This window comes from Streptomyces sp. NPDC096048 (assembly GCF_044763415.1).
Lineage (GTDB): Bacteria > Actinomycetota > Actinomycetes > Streptomycetales > Streptomycetaceae > Streptomyces.
The window spans coordinates 321,387-337,996 of sequence record NZ_JBIWGG010000010.1; the positions used below are offsets into that span (position 1 = coordinate 321,387).

16 protein-coding genes are annotated in these 16,610 nt (G+C 70.1%); 9 read left to right on the top strand and 7 right to left on the bottom strand.

Annotation, left to right across the window (positions count from 1 at the left end; translation table 11 throughout):
• Positions 1-94: 94 nt before the first annotated feature.
• A complete protein-coding gene (locus ACIQ6R_RS27885) occupies positions 95-613 on the bottom strand; it encodes a phosphatase PAP2 family protein (RefSeq protein WP_404224201.1) in 519 nt (172 codons plus the stop codon).
• 318 nt (positions 614-931) lie between these two features.
• Here ACIQ6R_RS27885 and ACIQ6R_RS27890 point away from each other — a divergent pair, with 318 nt between their 5' ends.
• From ACIQ6R_RS27890 to ACIQ6R_RS27900, 3 genes are all read left to right on the top strand, one after another.
• On the top strand, positions 932-1,552 hold the full coding sequence (locus tag ACIQ6R_RS27890) for an ATP-binding cassette domain-containing protein (protein WP_404224203.1): 621 nt from the start codon (positions 932-934) through the stop codon (positions 1,550-1,552).
• Positions 1,549-2,379 (top strand): hypothetical protein, encoded by an 831-nt coding sequence (locus ACIQ6R_RS27895; protein WP_404224205.1) that lies wholly within the window; start codon positions 1,549-1,551, stop codon positions 2,377-2,379. The genes ACIQ6R_RS27890 and ACIQ6R_RS27895 overlap by 4 nt, the downstream gene beginning before the upstream one ends.
• 245 nt (positions 2,380-2,624) lie before the next feature.
• Positions 2,625-3,542 carry an SDR family NAD(P)-dependent oxidoreductase gene (locus tag ACIQ6R_RS27900; RefSeq protein ID WP_404224206.1) on the top strand — a complete coding sequence of 306 codons (918 nt, stop codon included), beginning with the start codon at positions 2,625-2,627 and terminating at the stop codon, positions 3,540-3,542.
• Positions 3,543-3,742: 200 nt separating this feature from the next.
• Here the strand turns inward: ACIQ6R_RS27900 and ACIQ6R_RS27905 are convergent, their stop codons facing one another.
• The 5 genes from ACIQ6R_RS27905 to ACIQ6R_RS27925 all read right to left on the bottom strand — a co-directional run bounded on the left by ACIQ6R_RS27905 (position 3,743) and on the right by ACIQ6R_RS27925 (position 8,975).
• Positions 3,743-3,985, bottom strand: a complete 243-nt coding sequence (locus tag ACIQ6R_RS27905) for a DUF5133 domain-containing protein (RefSeq protein WP_404224208.1) — start codon at positions 3,983-3,985, stop codon at positions 3,743-3,745.
• Between the two features lie 424 nt (positions 3,986-4,409).
• Positions 4,410-4,793 (bottom strand): STAS domain-containing protein, encoded by a 384-nt coding sequence (locus ACIQ6R_RS27910; RefSeq protein ID WP_404184853.1) that lies wholly within the window; start codon positions 4,791-4,793, stop codon positions 4,410-4,412.
• Positions 4,790-5,914: a B12-binding domain-containing protein gene (locus ACIQ6R_RS27915; RefSeq protein ID WP_404224210.1), complete on the bottom strand. Its 1,125-nt coding sequence runs from the start codon at positions 5,912-5,914 to the stop codon at positions 4,790-4,792. The genes ACIQ6R_RS27910 and ACIQ6R_RS27915 overlap by 4 nt, the downstream gene beginning before the upstream one ends.
• Entirely contained in the window at positions 5,911-7,530 is a 1,620-nt protein-coding gene (locus ACIQ6R_RS27920; RefSeq protein ID WP_404224212.1) for a SpoIIE family protein phosphatase, read from the bottom strand. The genes ACIQ6R_RS27915 and ACIQ6R_RS27920 overlap by 4 nt, the downstream gene beginning before the upstream one ends.
• A 284-nt stretch (positions 7,531-7,814) precedes the next feature.
• Positions 7,815-8,975, bottom strand: coding sequence for a PP2C family protein-serine/threonine phosphatase (locus tag ACIQ6R_RS27925; protein WP_404224214.1), 1,161 nt, complete (start codon positions 8,973-8,975; stop codon positions 7,815-7,817).
• 149 nt (positions 8,976-9,124) lie between these two features.
• Here ACIQ6R_RS27925 and ACIQ6R_RS27930 point away from each other — a divergent pair, with 149 nt between their 5' ends.
• Positions 9,125-9,607 (top strand): MarR family winged helix-turn-helix transcriptional regulator, encoded by a 483-nt coding sequence (locus tag ACIQ6R_RS27930; RefSeq protein WP_404224215.1) that lies wholly within the window; start codon positions 9,125-9,127, stop codon positions 9,605-9,607.
• A 399-nt stretch (positions 9,608-10,006) separates the two neighbouring features.
• The gene (locus ACIQ6R_RS27935) at positions 10,007-10,567 is read left to right on the top strand and encodes a DUF6328 family protein (RefSeq protein ID WP_404224217.1); all 561 of its coding nucleotides are present in this window, start codon (positions 10,007-10,009) and stop codon (positions 10,565-10,567) included.
• A gap of 278 nt (positions 10,568-10,845) precedes the next feature.
• On the opposite strand, the gene ACIQ6R_RS27940 is transcribed toward ACIQ6R_RS27935, so the two are convergent.
• Positions 10,846-11,310, bottom strand: a complete 465-nt coding sequence (locus ACIQ6R_RS27940) for an ATP-binding protein (protein WP_404224219.1) — start codon at positions 11,308-11,310, stop codon at positions 10,846-10,848.
• Positions 11,311-11,489: 179 nt separating this feature from the next.
• On the opposite strand from ACIQ6R_RS27940, the gene ACIQ6R_RS27945 reads away from it, so the two are divergent.
• The 4 genes from ACIQ6R_RS27945 (at position 11,490) to ACIQ6R_RS27960 (ending at position 16,607) form a co-directional block, all read left to right on the top strand.
• A complete protein-coding gene (locus ACIQ6R_RS27945) occupies positions 11,490-11,855 on the top strand; it encodes an STAS domain-containing protein (protein WP_404184832.1) in 366 nt (121 codons plus the stop codon).
• 324 nt (positions 11,856-12,179) lie between these two features.
• Entirely contained in the window at positions 12,180-13,817 is a 1,638-nt protein-coding gene (locus tag ACIQ6R_RS27950; protein ID WP_404224221.1) for a SpoIIE family protein phosphatase, read from the top strand.
• A 541-nt stretch (positions 13,818-14,358) separates the two neighbouring features.
• On the top strand, positions 14,359-15,201 hold the full coding sequence (locus ACIQ6R_RS27955) for a GAF and ANTAR domain-containing protein (protein ID WP_404184826.1): 843 nt from the start codon (positions 14,359-14,361) through the stop codon (positions 15,199-15,201).
• A 101-nt stretch (positions 15,202-15,302) separates the two neighbouring features.
• On the top strand, positions 15,303-16,607 hold the full coding sequence (locus ACIQ6R_RS27960; RefSeq protein ID WP_404184823.1) for an acetyl-CoA carboxylase biotin carboxylase subunit family protein: 1,305 nt from the start codon (positions 15,303-15,305) through the stop codon (positions 16,605-16,607).
• The last annotated feature ends 3 nt before the right edge of the window (positions 16,608-16,610 follow it).

The window sequence follows — 16,610 nt, forward strand, 5'->3', positions numbered from 1 at the left end:
CGGAGCCGACCACGCCCGACCCGTCCGACCCGCCCGGTCCCTATCCGGTCGGTTCCCGACGTCTCGGTTGTCGGCCACCGACCGCCCGGCACAGTCAACGGCTGGAAGAGATCAGCGCGACGCATACCGTTCCCAGTACGGCGCCCGCGAGCACTTGCCTGGGGGTGTGGGCCCGCAGATGCAGGCGGGACCAGCCGACCGCCCCGGCGAGCGGGTACAGCAGGGTCCATGCCGGGCCCAGCTCCAGGGCGTGGAGCGTGACGCTCGCGGTCGCCGCGCTCGTGTGCAGGGAGACGTTGCTCACCCAGGTGCAGGCGAGCAGGAGGGCGGCCAGCCACGGCGCGGTGCTCCCCAGCCCCAGCAACGAGGCCGGAGCCCCCAGTCGTTCGCAGAGCAGCCATACCGCCGCCGCGGCGACGACACTCACGCTCAGCAGGGCCAGTCGAGGTCTGCGCCGGGACGGGACATGGGCGTGCCACCACCCCAGGCGGGTGCCTGCGAAGGTCACAGCCACACACAGCAGCGCCCAGGAGCCGCTGCCGCACAGGCCCCACAGCAGGCCGTCGTAGCGGGGCCAGGTGTTGTGCCAGCTCACCGCGCTGCCGGCAATCACCGGCAGGACAGGAGGAGAGAAGTACCGACTCAGGGACCGCGCCAGTCCGGTTCGGTCGGTGCTCAGGATGATCATCGCCACGAGGGGTGAACGAGACAACCCTTCCGAAGTGCACGTCCGGGGGCCGCGAGTTCGGTCCGCCCTGTACGAGTCCGCGGCAGGGCGCCCGGGCGTCGAGTCACCCGGCGGATGCGGCCACGGGCCGGCCGGGCCGGTGACTGTCCGTCGCATGCGCCGACCACGCGTGTCCGTACGCCGCCTCTCCCGTTGGCTTGAGCGAACGTGCCTCGTGCGGTGGGCGGCGGGAGATGGGGAGCGATGACATCGGACGTGCGGTTGCAGCTGACAGCCGTGTACAAGTCGTACGGCAGACGGACAGTGCTGCGCGGCGCCGACTTCTCCGTGTCGGCCGGCATGCTCGCCGGGGTGGTGGGCGAGAACGGCGCGGGCAAGAGCACGCTCCTGGGTATCGCGGTGGGGCAGCTCGTGCCGGATCGGGGCGCCGTGCGGCGTTTCAGCGCGCTGGGCTACTGCCCACAGCGGGCCGTGGTCAACGACACCCTCACCGTTGCCCAGCATCTGCGGCTGTTCCAGGTCGCCTACCGGCTGCCCCGGTTGGACACGGCCTGGGAGCTGGTGGACCTGCTCGGCTTCGGCACGGAACGGCGAACCCGAGCGAGTGAACTCAGCGGCGGGACCCGGCAGAAGCTCAACCTGACCCTGGCACTGATGCACGATCCGCCGCTCCTGGTGCTCGACGAGCCCTACCAGGGCTTCGACTGGGACACGCACCAGCGCTTCTGGCAGTTGGCGGACCGGCTGCGCAGCCGCGGGCGTTCGGTGGTGGTGGTATCGCATCTGCTGCACGATCTGCGGCACTTCGACACCGTCCACCATCTGCGCGACGGCCGCCTGCATCAGGAGGAAACGTCACGATGAGACATCAGTGGACCGCCTTCACGGTGGCTCTCGGGTTCACGCTGACCGGGCACCTGCGCAACCGCCTCGCCATGGGCATGATCGCCTTCTTCATCCCGACCTGGATCTACCTGGTCCGCGGGACGGCCCTGGACAAGGACATCACCTTCAGCAGCACACTGGGCATCGAGATCACCGCCACGATGAACCGCGCCATCCAGGTCTCCAGTGCTCTGCACGCCGTCACTGTGATCGCCGGTTTCATGATGTTCATGGCCACCTTCAGCGCCCGGGACATCGACCTGCGCCTGGTGCTGGCCGGCTATCCCCGACTGCAGCTGCTGACCGCCAGGTTCGTCGCGCTCCTCGTCGTCACGGTACTGCTCACCTGCTACACCACCGGTCTGCTGTGGATGTCCTGGCCGCTGACCCAGCCCGGTACGGTCGCCGCCGCCGTCGCGGCCGCGATCCTGGCCTACGGAGGGCTGGGCGTCATGACCGGATACCTGCTGCGGGGCGAACTGGAGGGATTCTTCGTCGTGGTGATGGCCACGCTGATCGATGTCGGCATGCAAAGCCCGGTCTCCAACCCGGCCGGGGACCAGGCATGGCTCGGTGTCCTGCCGCTGTACGGGCCCGCGCAGTCAGCCCTGGCCGCCTCCTTCACGCACGCGAGCGCCCTCACCTGCGCGGCCCGGGCGCTCCCCTGGTTCGCAGCCACCGGCCTTCTCGCCGTGCTCATCTTCTGCCTACGCACCCGGCACTACGGCCGTTCCGTCACCACCCCTTCACCAGCCACCCCGCACCCGCGAGCCGACTCAAGGCGCACACGGCACGGCACCGTGTGATCAGGCGGCCCGGCGCCCGTGCGGGGGCAGAGCCAGCCCGTGGGACTCGGATCGTTCCTCGACCGGTGAGCGGGAGCCGTTCCTTGCCGGGGCGGACGGTCGTTGCACTTGGCGTGGGCGACAGCGAAGAGGTGCACGTCGGCGTGACAGGACGAGATGGCGCGTGCCCGCCCGGTCCGTGGCGGCGCTGGCGGGCGGGGCGTGGCTCGTGGACTCCCGCTCAGCTACCGGACCTCTCCGGACAGGTGGCAGTGGTCACGGGTTCGTCCCGCGGCATCGGCGCCGCGGCAGCCGAACACCTGGCCCGCCGCGGGGCGCACGTGATCATTCTCTGTCCCTCCTCCTCGCTGGGGACCGCGTCGGCCGACGCGATGCGGCGCCGCCTCGTGAGAGCCCAGGTGGAGAGCGTCGTGTGCGACCTGGCCCGGCTGGACCAGGTTCGCGGGGCCGCTGAGCGGATCACGCGGCTCGTGGGCGGACGGCTGGACCTGCTGGTCAACAACGCCGGAGTGGCCGCGCTGCCGCACACCCGTTCACCGGCCGGCTTCGAGATGCACTTCGCCGTGAATCACCTCGGTCATTTCGCCCTGACCGGCCATCTGCTGCCCGCCCTGCTGAGCGCGCCCCGGCCCCGGGTGGTGACCGTCTCTTCCGTGCTCCATTGGCTGGGTCGATGCCGTGCCGCCCGTCCACACGCGCCCCGGCGCTACTACCGGTGGCCGGCCTACTTCGACTCGAAGCTGGCGAACCTGCTGTTCACTCGCGGACTCACGCGGTGGGCGCAGACCCGCGAGCTGCCGCTGCGCGCGGTCAGCGCCCATCCCGGCCTGGTCGACACGACTTTGGGCTCCCGGGCCCTGCACGCAGACGGCCGCCGGTGTGAGGCGCGGCTGCTGGAGTGGATGCAGGCACGATGGCACAGTCCGGATCAGGCGGCCTGGCCACTCCTGAGAGCCGCGAGCGACCCCCACGTCACCGGCGGGGAATTCTTCGGCCCGGGCGGCCGCTGGGAATGGTCCGGTTCCCCGGTGCACGTGCGGGCCGCACGGCGGGCGCATGACGACCGTTGCGTCGCGCGGCTGTGGCAGCTGTCCCAACGACTGAGCGGGCACCCTTTCCCGGCGTCGTCGGGGTGGCCAGGGCGACGCGGGGAAGACCCGTGACGGCGTCGCGGTCGGCCACCGAACAGTACGCCGACCGCCGCGGAAGCACCGCGGCGGCCGAAGACGCCCTGACGGTTCGGGCCGGGTGCGTGACGCGATATTTCCGGTCGCCGCGCTCACCGTTGTGTCCGCATCCGTGCGGGGCCGCGTGGCCCACGACGCCGGCAGCCGCCAGAGGGCTCATCGCGGCCGACCGACGCCTACGCGGCCAGTGTCTCGTCCTCGCGGGAGACACCCGTACGGTCCGCGTACCGCTCGAGCAGGGTGTCCGCTGTGAGCAGTGCCTGCTCGGCGGTACGGGCCCCGGTCATCACGCACAGCGTGTACGTGGCGTCCTCGAGCGTCCTGCTGGTGCAGCCGGTCGGACGCACATCGTGTTCGATGCGCGCCTGAGCGAACCGGGCCAGCGCCGCGCGCAGTTCCTGCTCCGCCGGAAGGATCATGGTGATGCCTCTCCCCTCGCAAGCCCTTCCCGATGGACGGCCGACCGCGCCGCACGGGAATGGCCCGTCTGTCTCCAATTCGCTCGACAGCCCGCCGTTCGACACCGGGGACGTCAAGCAGAACATCAGGTGCCCCGCGTCGAGAGGTCTACGCCATGCTCCGCACACCCTTCGGTCCCCCGTCTCATTCCGTGCCCGAGCCGCCCTCCCCGACGCGCATGCTCGATCGCGACGTCGGCACCGGCGAGCCGTCGCCGGAAGCTTCCGTCGATGCTGTCCGACGCCGACGGATACGGGATTCTGGAATCCGACGACGTCGATCCGACGGTCGGGTCACCTGGACGAGTACCAGGCGTGTGTGCTGTCGCCGGAGCGCTACGGCGGAGCGATCGACGAGTTCGCGTGGTAGTGGCTTTCCCGGGACTCAGGGGTGTCGTCCATCGTTCGGCGCTGTCGCGCCGCCCTGCGAGTCGAGCAGGTACTCGCCGGTGCCCGTGATCTCGAGCAGGCGCTTCAACGACGGGCCTATGTTGTCCAGGTGGAAGCCGATGCCGTCCTGGCAGGCGGAACGATGGATCTGAAGGAGCGTCGACAACCCCATGGAATCCACCACCTCGAGGTCTCGGCAATCCAGACGCAGGTGTTCGACGTCCTCGCGTCCGCCCAGGACCAGCCGCACTTCCTGGAGCAGTTCGCCGCAGGTGTCGTAGTCCAGGTCGCCGGTGAGGGCCAGGCGCACGGTGTGCGGGCCGGCGGACGGCGAAGCCGCCGTGGGATCTGCGTCCGGAGAGGTGGTCACGGTGTTCATCCAGCGTGTCGGGGTCGGGGGCTGTCGGTCAGCACGTCGCGTCCGGTTCCGATGAGAGCACGGGCGCGCGGAAAGTCCCGCAGTTGCTCCTCCAGCAGATCCAGGCCGGGCACGAGAGACCGCGCGGGCACTCCTCGGGCGGTGAGGACGTCGGCGGTCCAGGTGAGGAATTCGGTAAAGATCTCGGAGGCGTCGACGTACAGGGCCGCGGTCAGGAAGTCGACGATGTGGGCGATGTCCTCGGCGGTGCGTTCCCGCTGTTCGTCGTCGTAGCCCTTCATCGTCGGGTAGCGCTGTTCCAGGCGGTGGAAGGTGTCGCGGACCAGGCGGGCGGAGGACCCGGCGACCATGGTGTACTCCTGGTCGCCCAGATGTGGCAGGTCGTCGATCGTCTGGTGGGCGGGCGACGGCTGCGGCAGGGGACCGGCGGCGAGTCTGTCGGCTGCCGTGCGTGCGTCGGGTGCCCAGGCGTCGGCGCCCAGCAGGCGGGCGTAGCGACCGTCGGCGCCGAAGGCGAGGCCGCCGGTCATGACGGATGTGCCGACGGCCTGGACGGCGGTGATCGCACCGTGGGCCAGCGGCAGACGGGTGGGCAGGGAACTGGACAGGCACACCGCGTCCGGCCCGGTGCGGTGGATGTGTCCGATCAGGTGGGGCGTGGGGACCTGCGCGCCGAGATAGTCGACGTGCCAGCCCCGTAGCCGCAGGGTTTCCGCCAACAGGCGAGCCGGCAGCGCGTGCCACTCCTGGTCCACACAGGCGACCGCGATCCGACCGCGCGGAGCGGCGGGGCGGCGGATGGGCAGGGAGGAGATGACGCGGTCGTTGATGGCGGTGGCGACGTGCTCGCCGGCCACGCTCATGCGGTTCGCGGCCCACTCCGTGCCGACTCTGCGCTGTACGGCCCCGACGACGTCCAGCAGCACCGCCTCGGGTTCGAGTCCGTCGTCGAGTGCGTTGTCGATGAGGTCGAGGGCCGAGTACTCGTCTCCCGCCTGGACGGCGGTCCAGAGTCTGTCAGCCCACCGTGCCGTCCGCACGTCCCCGAGCAGCGTGGTGCGGCGGGCGGTCGCGCCGGGGCCGCCGGCTCCGGCGTCGAGGTCGGTGGTACGGGTGCTCATGCCGTATACCTGCCCCGGGTCGTCCCGTCCACGGCACTGAGGTGGCTGCCGCGTGGGGCGGTGATGGCCATGACGGCGATGTCGTCGTGGCGCCGGCCACCGAGCCACTGCGAGGTGACCATCTGAATCCGCTCGACGACGGCCTGCGCCGGCATGCCGGCACACTCGGCTACCGCGCGGTGGAGGCGCTCCTCCCCGAACAGGGCGTCACCCATGGGGCCGCCCCTGGCCTCGGTGACACCGTCGGTGAACAGGAGACACGTGTCCCCCGGCGCGAGCCTGACGTGTGCGGTACGGGTGGTGATGGCGGGCAGGACTCCGATCAGGGTTCCATTGGTGTCGGCCTCCTCCACGGTCCCGTCGCGGCGCACGATCAGCGGTGTGGGATGACCGGCCGAGGTCAGCCTCAGCGCCACGTGGCGTTCCTCGCGGCGGACGGAGGCCAGCACGAGGGTCGCGAAGCGGGTGTGGTGGCTGGTGCGCATGGCGTTGTTCAGCAACCGCAGCATCCTGCCGTGGTCGTCGGCCATGGGGAGCAGGGCGTGCAGCGTGTTACGGATCTTGCCGGTGAGCACTGCGGCTTCGAGCCCTTTGCCTGCCACGTCCCCGAGCACGGCGAGGGTCTCGGGGGAATCCTCGCCGGGCGGATGAACGTCGTAGAAGTCACCACCGACGCGTTCGCTGTCCTGGCTCGGCCGGTACCCGCCCGCGAAGTCCACTCCGCCCACGTGCCGCAGGGTGGGCGGCAGGAGTTCACGCATGAGCGTGTCGGAGATCGTGTTCTGTTCCGCGTAGAGCCGGGCAGCCGACATCGCCGCGCCGGCCCGGGCGGCGAAGAGCCCGGCCAGCACCTCCTCCCCGTCGGTGAAGGCGGCCTTCTGCACCCGGCGCAGCAGAATCAGCGCACCCGCGGACACTCCGTGACCCGGGAGTGGTGTGACCGCCAGTGAGCCGACCGCCCCGAACCCCTCGGGTACGAGCCACCGCGGGGCCGCGGCTGGGTCTATCCACTTCGACGGCACCGGCGGGAAGCCCCGCAGGGCCTCGCTGAGGCCCGGCATGCTCTCCGGGGATTCGGCGACGGCACTACGTGAGATCTCACCCCGGTGGTCGCAGCCGACCACCGGCAGCTTGCCTCTCGCGGTGGGCGCGATGACCAGCGCGGCATCCGCGAGATGCACGGTGGCCAGGCGCGCGGTGACCTCCATGCACCGGTCCACGTTCAACGACGCCGACAGCGCGGTGGAGGCCTCGTTGAGAAAACGCGTGCGCCCGCGTTCCACTTCCAGTTCCTCCAGAAGCGACTGACGCTCGGTCTCGTCCACCAGCAACCACGCCGTCCTGCCGCCCTCCAGGACAGACGGATGCGCGGAGAAGAACCGGTCGCCCACCGCGCCCTCCAGGGAGACGGGATGAGTGGTCCCGCCGGCGGCGGCAAGCCACGACGGGGATCGCAACCGTCGGCCGGAACGGGCGGCCGGCAGGAGGCCTGAGGCGGCGTCGTTGAGTTCCACGACGTGCCCCTCCACGCCTATGACCACCACCGGACAGGGGGTGGTGGCGGCACTCGCCGTGCTGGCAGCACCGGTGCGGGGGCGGGCCGGGGAAGAAGTCATGCAACGGGCCCCTACGCGTGGACCCTCACCTCACTCAGCGAAGAAAACAGATGCCTGACGACAACAGTCCCGCAGTGCGGTGGCATCGTGCAACCACCGCATGCTCCAGCAACCCCCTCGATCGGCCGAGCGCTGGGCCAGGACCCCTGCCTCCAAGGGGTTGTGGCTCTTGGCGCGCCCGCGAAACGGTTCGAAGATTCACATCCTGTCCACACTCTGCCGGCAGGACGGTCCGGCCAACCCCTGATGTCGGCCGGCAGAGCGGTCGCCCGCCGTCCTGCCGTTCAGCGTCCCAACCAGTCCAGGCAGACGACCAGGGCGTCGTCGTCCGACGCGGACTGACCGCGGTGGCCGGTCAGTTCCCGCAGAATGGCGCGCGGGACCTCCGCGGCGGGCAGCAGGCGGGTGGCCTGGATCGCCCGGACCAGTGCCGCGTCGCCGTACGCCTCTCCCTCGGGCGAGGAGACTCCGTAGACCCCGTCGCTGACGAAGACCAACCGGTCACCGGGCTCGGCACACAGCTCCTGGGACCCGTAGTCGGTCTCGTCGAACATGCCCAGCGGCAGCTGTGCCTCCAGTTCGACGCGTTCGACCGCGCCGTCACGCAGTCGCAGCATCCGCGGTGAGCCGGCGTCCACCACGGACACCCGTCCGGTGGCCAGCTCGAAGTCGAGCATCAGTACCGACAGATAGCTGCTGCCGCGGTAGTGGGCATATACCGCCTGGTCGGCGAGAGCCGCCTGGTCGGCCAGGGAGAGTCCGGCCCGCCGGGCGTTGCGCAGGGCGCTGATAGCCAGATTCGTCAGCAGGGAGGCTTCGATGCCCTCACCCATCCCGTTGGTGACATAGAGCATCAAGTGGTCCGCTGTGGCGGACCAGTCGAAGTTGTCACCGAAAATGGCGTAGGCGGGTTCGAGTTGGGCACCCAGCTCGTACTCCGGCCGGGCGCAGGAGCGGCCGGGAAGGAGCTGCCACTGCATCTCCGCGGCCAGCGTCAGTCGGTTCTTGCGCCGCGCCTGCATATACACGTCCGTGTCCCGTTCCGCGACGACGACCTCGTGTGCCAGCACTTGGGCCACATCGGACAGCTCGGCCAGACTGCCCTGTGCCTGTTCACCGTCGGGCAGCGTCACCGACAGCACACCGAGACGGTCACCGCGCACCGTGACCGGCAGGTGCAGACGCGCCAGGTCGTCACGGACCGATTCCGCATAGGGCTCCTGGGAGCCGAAGGCACGGCCGGCGGCGCTGTTGTGCACCGATATCGGTTCCATGGTGTGCGGCAGTACGGACACCGGCTGCAGCACGGTCAGGCCGTAGTCGGCCAGGAACAACTCGACGGACACTGCCGCGTACTGCTCGGTCAGGACCCGCCGGACGGCGTCGAGCAGCTCATGGGGTGCCGCCGTTCGCAGGGCGCGCTCAGCGGCCACGAATCTGTTCACGAGGAAGAAAACACCTGTCTCTTGCCGGGCCCGGACGGGGCCTCGCTCAACACCTGGGCCGTTCGACGGCCCGCACCGATCGCGGGAGACTTCTGTATCCGGCGACCCGGACCTAGTACGCTGGGACGTGCCCCAGCGCCTGCGAGAGTGTGACAGTGACGGCTTCCCGCCCCCGCCCCCGGCCCGACGAGGTCGCTCGTGTGACCTCCACGGCAGCGGAGCTGCTGGAAGTCCTCTGGGGCCGTGCGTCGACCGCGCCCGCTTCCGCCTCGCAGTTGCGCGTACTGTTCGTCCTCGAACACCAGGAGGGCATCAACCTCCGCACTCTCGCCGACTCCCTCGCCTCCACGCCGCCGTCGACCAGCCGGCTGTGCGACCGGCTGCAAGCCGCCGGTCTCGTCGAGCGCGTGGTCAGCGCGACCAGCCGGCGCGAAGTGCGTCTGTACCTCAGCCGACGGGGCCGCGCCTTCCTCGACGACCTGCGGATACGCAGAGAACATGAACTGCGTGCGGTGCTGGACCGGATGCCCGCGGCGAAACGGACCGCGCTGCTGACGGGCCTGGAAGCCTTCTGCGACACCGCGGCGAGTCAAATACACCATGACGCCGACTCCAGCCCCCGCTCCGCGTGATTCCCACGGCGCGGCACCGGCTCTCCGCCACCGCGCCCCCGGTGGTCGGCGCACCACTCGCCGCGCCCGCCCACCGGAACGTTCCCGGTTCTCGCCCTGCGCACCTCTGCTCCCTCACCTTGCTGACCCATGGCCACACTTGTCGAACGGCGGCAGCCACATCGCCGGAAGCGCCGGGTCGACTGTGTGAGCACCCGAATACCCCGGATTTCCTGATCGAACGGCGCGAGTGGCGCACTTCGCCGCCGGAACGGCCGACATCCCGTGTATAGGCCGCCATCTCGTGTATCGGGTGACAGGCCGGCCGGTCACAGCTGCCCGGACAGGGCCGTCATCGCAAGTCTCGGCGTGCGGTCGTTTCCAAGGGGCACATGAACGGTCAGCAACGGGAGGAGAGAGATGAGTACGACGACGGAGCAGGCGGGTCTGGCCGCGGCGGCGACCGGCGAATGCGGAGCGTGCGACGACCGGAGCGCATCGTCCCCGGACGAGACTCCGGAAACCCCGCGCGAGCGCCTCAACCGCCAGTGGAACGAGATCCTGCAGGAGACGCGCGTCGCCCAGACGGGAGTGCAGATCCTCTTCGGCTTCCTGCTCAGTGTCGCGTTCACGCCTCTCTTCCACGACCTGAGCACGTTCGACCACGCCGTCTACGTCATCACCGTGATATCGGGTGCCACGGCCACCGCCTGCCTGATCGCCCCGGTCTCCATCCACCGCTTCCTGTCGGGGCAGCGGATGAAGAACGAGGTGATGGAGGTGGCGCACCGGCTCATGATGTGCGGCATGCTGCTGATGGCCGTGACCATCGGCTGCACCCTGCTCCTGATCCTGCACGTCGTCGTGCCAGGCCTCATGGCGAAGCTTCTCGTCACCGGCGTGATGCTCTGGTTCGCGCTGTCCTGGTACGCCCTCCCTCTGTGGCTGCGCCGCCGGTCCGCCCGCCGCGCGACCCCGTAGGGGCGCCGTACGGACGTGCGTGATCGTGGTGCCGAACGTGCGCGACGCCGGACAGACGTGCGTCACTGGCCGCCGCGGCGACACCGACCGGCAAGCACCTGCTGATCCTCCGGAACATGGTGGCCGCCCCGGGCCTCGCGGAGGCGATCCAAGCGAGTCGCCGTCGGCGGCGGACCGGCCCGCACCGCTCGGGCGCCGGACGCCGACGGCCCGCCCGGCCTTGCCGGCGCCGTGTCGGCCGGGGCACATGACGGTCGCGCGACTGCCCGCCGCGGCGCCTATGCGGGTGCGGTGTGTTCCGGGAAGGACCGCAAGCCGATGCGGGCGGTGATCCGCTTACCGACCGGCTCGGACCGCATGGTGAGGTGGGCGACCGCCTTGACGATCTCCAGGCCGTGCTGACCCACCCGCTGCGGGTCAGCGGCCCGCGCGGACGGCAGCGTGGGGTGGGTGTCCCACACGGCGACCTCCACCGCTGTCTCGGTGAGGCGCAGCCGCAGCCGGACGGGGCCGGGCGCGTACTTGCAGGCGTTGGTGACCAGCTCGCTCACCACCAGCTGCGTCAGATCGATCGTCCGAACCGGTACGGGCAGAGCGTGACCGCCCTGGGTCTGGGTGAGAAAGTCGGCGGCCAGGCGCCGGGCCTGCGCCAGACAAGACCCGTCACCGTCCCAAGCCAGTACCGTTTCTATCGCACCGGTGTCCTGGCTGTCGCGGCACTCATCCTGATCCTCTGCATCCATCTGGCCCGTCACCCGTCACCCTTGCCCCGTTCAGTACCGCCGTGTACCCCAGCGGGTACCACCCAGGCCGTGCGTGTACCTCGCAGGACCATCCGGGTACATCGCCGGTACCATGTGCGGGGCAGCCTTCCCTGATGGAGGTGCTGGTCGAAGCACCATCGAACACTGTTGAGGGAAGTGTGGCAGAGACTCACGATTCCAGGGGCGGCGCCCGGCTGTCGATCGACCGCGCCCGCGCCGACGGGATCCGGATACTCACCGTCCACGGCGAGATCGACCACACCTCCGCCGACCAGCTCCACGAGGCCCTGGCAGCGGACGGCGGCGAGGCACCACCACGGACCGTGCTGGACCTTCGGGCCGTGACCTTCATGGACTCCAGCGGCATCAACATCCTCATCGTCGCCCACCAGACCGCGGAGAGCGGTCAGGGCTGGCTGCGCCTGGCGGGCCCCACGGAGTCCGTCCGACGCGTCCTCCAGCTCGTGGGCCTGGATACCGTCATCCCCTGCTACCCCACCGTCAGCCAGGCCCTCCACGCCTGAGCCGGGCGTAGAGCGGTGGGCGCCTGCCGCCCGCCCTCCTCCGACGTCGTGCCCTCGGACCCAGAAGTCGCTAGCGCTCTGCGACGACCTCGTCCAGGACCGCGAGCGCCTTGACCTTCCCGAGTGGTCTCAGGCCTGCGGGGCAGCGGCCGCGGGGCGACTCGCCTCCTTCCGGAGGCCTGTTGCAGCAGCCCCGCACACCCTGACAGCATGCCGCTCATGAACGGTCCTCTGCGGCGCGGCGACCGATCGCGAGGCGACTCCTCCGTGTCCGGGCACCGGGCACGGTCTGTCACCCAGCCCGATGTCATCACGCTGGACGCCATGAGGACGTCGGCCCTCGCGATCGATGACGATGGCCTCATCGTCGCGGCCAACAGCGCGGCGCGGAGGCTGCTGGGCAGAAGCCTCGCCGAACTCGTCGGGCAGGACTCCCACGACCTGCTGCACCGGGACGAACACGGGCACACGATGCCCCGCACGCGCTGCCCGATGAGAGAGGCACTCCTCACGGGCAGCACCAAGCACGGCGACGCCGGGTGGTTCGCCCGCGGCGACGACACTCTCGTCCGGTTGTCCTGGCTGGTCACCCCTTACTCACCGGATACGAAGGAGCCGGGCGCGCTCGTACTCCTGTACGAGCCGACGCCGGCAAAGCGGCCGCGGCACGACGAGGGGCCCCCCGAGCCACTGACGGAACTGGACCGTCTGACCCTCCTGGCGGAGACGACGACGCAGCTCACGTCGACGCTGGATGTGGACGAGGCACTGCACCGGTTGGCGGCCCTGACCGTGCCCCGGCTGGCGGACTGGGCGGTGGTCGACCTGCTCACCGACCGTGACGAGGTGAGACGTGCCCTGGTGATGGAACTCGAAGACGGCATCCTGATCGAGCGGGAGGACCTGCAAGGTCCGATGCCGCCCGTGCCGGAAGAATCCCCGATGCCCCTTTCCCGGGCTCTGCGCGGCGCCGCGTCCTCGCTCGCCGGCCCCTCCACCTACCAGGGCGAGCCTGACTCGGGTATCGCTGTCGAGCAGCACCGCTTGTTCACCGAGACGGGCATGCACTCGGCCGCCATCGCACCCATCCGCGGCCTGCGGGACGTGCTCGGTGCTCTGACCTTGGGTCGCGCACAGCGCCGTGACGTCTTCACCGCTGCCGACCTGCCGCTGCTGGAGGACTTGACGCGCCGGGCGGGTCTGGCGCTGGACAACGCGCGCCTGTACCAGCGCCAGCGCAAGGTCGCCGAAACCATGCAGCGCCATCTGCTGCCCCAGCTCCCCACCGTGCCCGGGCTCGAGATGACCGCCAAGTACGTGCCCGCCCCGCACGCTTCCTCGGTCGGCGGCGACTGGTACGACGCCTTCGCCCTGACCCCCACCACGCACGCCCTGGCCATCGGTGACGTCGTCGGACACGACCTCGACGCCGCCGCCGGCATGGCACAGGTCCGCAATATGCTGCGCGCCTTCGCCTGGTCCCAGCCGACGGCCGTTCCCAGTGCCGTCGTCAAGCAGCTCGACGAGGCCGTGATGCACATCGCCGAGGTCCCCATGGTGACCATGATCTTCGCCAGAATCGCACTCGGCGACGACCAGCTCTGGCGCCTGAGCTGGACGAACGCCGGCCACCCGCCGCCTCTGCTGGTCACGCATGACGGTCAGGCCCACTACCTCGCCGACTCGCACGGCATCCTGCTCGGGAGCGGAGCCGGCAGGCCGCGACCGGACATCGTCACCGTCCTGCCGCCTCGGGCGACGCTGCTGTTCTACACCGACGGACTGGTCGAGACCCGGCACCACTCCATCGACCGAGGGCTGGACCGACTGCGCCGGCACGCGGCTTCCCTCGCCCATCGCCCAGTGTCGAGCTTCTGCGATTCCCTGCTGCACGCGGTCCGCCCCGACGACAACGACGACGACGTCGCCATGCTCGCGCTGCGTACACCGGCCCTCACGTAGGGGCGGGGCGATGAGGTGACAACGCGGGTCGCCGCGGGCCGCAGGACGGCCGAACGGGCCGCGGAGAAGGAGGGCAGCGACATGGCACACACGAGTGGTTCCGTCGGCTGATCGGTTGACGCTCGACCGGTCGTCCCGAGCAGCGCCGAGCGGTCACGCTGCCGTACCAGCCGTCCTCGACGGGGCGCGGGCACGGGACCGTCGACAGCCCCGAGAGGCGCGGGGCACCGGCCCATGAGCGCGGCAGGCGTCAAGGGGACCGCCGGTCCCCGCCGTCGCGGCGGGAACCTTCCTCCCCGTAGCTGACGGCCGGTCACACGGTGGGTGGCGGCGCGTTCGCCCGTGCCGGCGGGACCGCCACGGCAAGGCGGCCGACGCGAAGGCCCGGGGCCGGGAGGGCTGGCGTCTCCCGGCCCCGGCATGTTTACAGTGTCGGTGAGGTGCTTGGGCCAACAGGCACGTGCGCGCGGTCACCCGTGCGCTGACGGATCACGAACACGGCATGTGCGTCACCTCGGTGACTGCTGAGCCAGGAGGCCTGTTGGCAACCGAATACACCGAAATGCCCATTCCGGCAGCAGCGGACGGTACGGCCGAGTATCCGCAGCGCGGCGCCGTCGAGGCGCGGAACCGGCGACTGGCGCACGCCGGCATCGCCCGGGCCGAGGAACTGGTGCTGCGCACATACCGGCTTCCGTCGCGGGAGGGGGCGTTCGACCTGCTGCGGCAGACCTCTCAGCGTTTCAACGTGAAACTCCACACGCTCGCCGACGTCGCCGCCCACCTGCCCGCCCCGCCCCTCGACGCTCCCGGATGGTCGGTGGGACGCCGACCGCTCGGCGCCGCACCGGCTCTGCCCGCCCTGCCCACGAACGGCACCCGGCCCGGCAGCCAGAGCGCGGTTCTCAGAGCGGCGCTGCGTCGCGTCCTGCACGTCACCGACACGCACATGGGCAATGTCCAGCTGGTGGAGAACGGGCTGCTGCGCATGGAGGAACACAGCCGGCTGAACCGGCGCTTCACCGACTACTTCGCCTTCGTCGAAGACTCGACGACGTCGTGCGCGCGGGCCGCCGAACAAGGGCGCCAGGTCACCGTCAAGGACGTCGCCGCCTCCGACGCGTTCGACGAGGAATCCCGGCAGACGATCCTGCAGGCCGGCAGCCGCGCCTGCCACAGCGTTCCCCTGCTCGGCCCCAACGGCACCGTGGTCGGCATGATCTCCTCGCATCACGAGAGCCCGTTGGGTGAGTTGGCGCCCGCGCAGTTGGCCCAACTCCACGACCTGGGCCGCCAGGTCGGCCGGTGGCTGCTGTGGTACCGCGGCACCGTCGTTCTCAACGCACTCGACCATCTGCACGCCGCTGCCGGCCACCGCCGCTGAGCGGGAGTTTCGACGCGGCTCGACCGAGCAGCGGTCCCGCCCGGTGGTTGCCCGCGCCGGGCGTGGGTACCCCGTCGATCTTGCGAGATGAGAGGAGTGCCGTGTCTGAGGACAATGTCAAGAACGTTTTCGTGGTCGGCCTCGACGAGGCCAATCTTCCGACACTCGAGGCCGTACCGGGAGCCGATTCGCTGCGCTTCCACGGCCTGTTGACGGTGGAGGAGCTGCAGGACGGCGAGGTGTCGCTGCCGACGGTGGTGGAGAAGGCACAGAAGGTGCTGGACGCCTTCGACGGAAGCATCGACGCGATCGTCGGCTACTGGGACTTCCCGGTCAGCACCCTCGTCCCGATCCTCGGCGAACGGTACGGCACCCGGACCACCAGTCTCGAGTCGGTGGTCAAGTGCGAGCACAAGTACTGGAGCAGGCTCGAGCAGCAGAAGGTGACGGACCGGCATCCGCGCTTCGGACGCGTCGACCTGGACGCGGACCCGCCGAGCCCCCCGGACGGCATGCGGTTCCCGATGTGGCTCAAGCCCGCGTTGTCCTACTCGTCGGAACTCGCTTTCGGGGTCAAGGACGAGAAGGAGTTCCGCGCGGCCGTCGCGGAGATACGTGAGGGCATCTCCCGCATCGGCCGCCCCTTCGAGCACATCCTCGACAAGGTCGACCTGCCGCCGGAAATGGACGGCGTCGGAGGCCAGGTGTGTCTCGCCGAGGAGTCGCTGACGGGTGTGCAGGTCGCGGTGGAGGGTTACGTGCACGAGGGGGAGGTGACCGTCTACGGCACGCTGGACTCCATCGACTACCCGGACACCCCGTGTTTCCTGCGCCACCAGTACCCCTCCATGCTGCCCCCGCAGGTCGTCGCCCGGCTGCACGAGGTCACGGAGCGGGTGATGCGCCGGATCGGCTTCGACTCGGCGACGTTCAGCGTGGAGTACTTCTACGACCCCGGCAGCCAGGACATCAGCCTGCTGGAGATCAACCCCCGCCACTCGCAGTCGCACGCCGAGCTGTTCCAGTACGTGGACGGCGCCCCCAACCACCACGCCATGCTCGCCCTCGCCCTCGGGGACGACCCGCGCATGCCCCACCGGCAGGGCCCGTACGCGATGGCGGCCAAGTGGTACCACCGGTGGTTCACGGACGGAGTGGTGCGCCACGTGCCCTCCTCCGAGGACATCGCCCGCATCGAGAGCGAGATACCGGGCGTACGGATCGAAGTCCTGCCCGAGCCCGGCCAGCGGCTTTCCGACCTTTCCCAGCAGGACAGTTACAGCTACGAACTCGCACACATCTTCACCGGCGGCGACGACGAACAGGACCTGCGCAGGAAGTACGACCAGTGCGTCGCTGCCCTGGGCCTCACCTTCGACGAGCCGTCCGAAGGAGCGCGAGGTTAAGGA

Coding starts and splice junctions, on each gene's coding strand:
- ACIQ6R_RS27890 (WP_404224203.1), top strand. CDS start 932: ATGACATCGGACGTGCGGTTGCAGCTGACAGCCGTGTACAAGTCGTAC.
- ACIQ6R_RS27895 (WP_404224205.1), top strand. CDS start 1,549: ATGAGACATCAGTGGACCGCCTTCACGGTGGCTCTCGGGTTCACGCTG.
- ACIQ6R_RS27905 (WP_404224208.1), bottom strand. CDS start 3,985: ATGATCCTTCCGGCGGAGCAGGAACTGCGCGCGGCGCTGGCCCGGTTC.
- ACIQ6R_RS27910 (WP_404184853.1), bottom strand. CDS start 4,793: ATGAACACCGTGACCACCTCTCCGGACGCAGATCCCACGGCGGCTTCG.
- ACIQ6R_RS27915 (WP_404224210.1), bottom strand. CDS start 5,914: ATGAGCACCCGTACCACCGACCTCGACGCCGGAGCCGGCGGCCCCGGC.
- ACIQ6R_RS27920 (WP_404224212.1), bottom strand. CDS start 7,530: ATGACTTCTTCCCCGGCCCGCCCCCGCACCGGTGCTGCCAGCACGGCG.
- ACIQ6R_RS27935 (WP_404224217.1), top strand. CDS start 10,007: ATGAGTACGACGACGGAGCAGGCGGGTCTGGCCGCGGCGGCGACCGGC.
- ACIQ6R_RS27940 (WP_404224219.1), bottom strand. CDS start 11,310: ATGGATGCAGAGGATCAGGATGAGTGCCGCGACAGCCAGGACACCGGT.
- ACIQ6R_RS27950 (WP_404224221.1), top strand. CDS start 12,180: ATGAGGACGTCGGCCCTCGCGATCGATGACGATGGCCTCATCGTCGCG.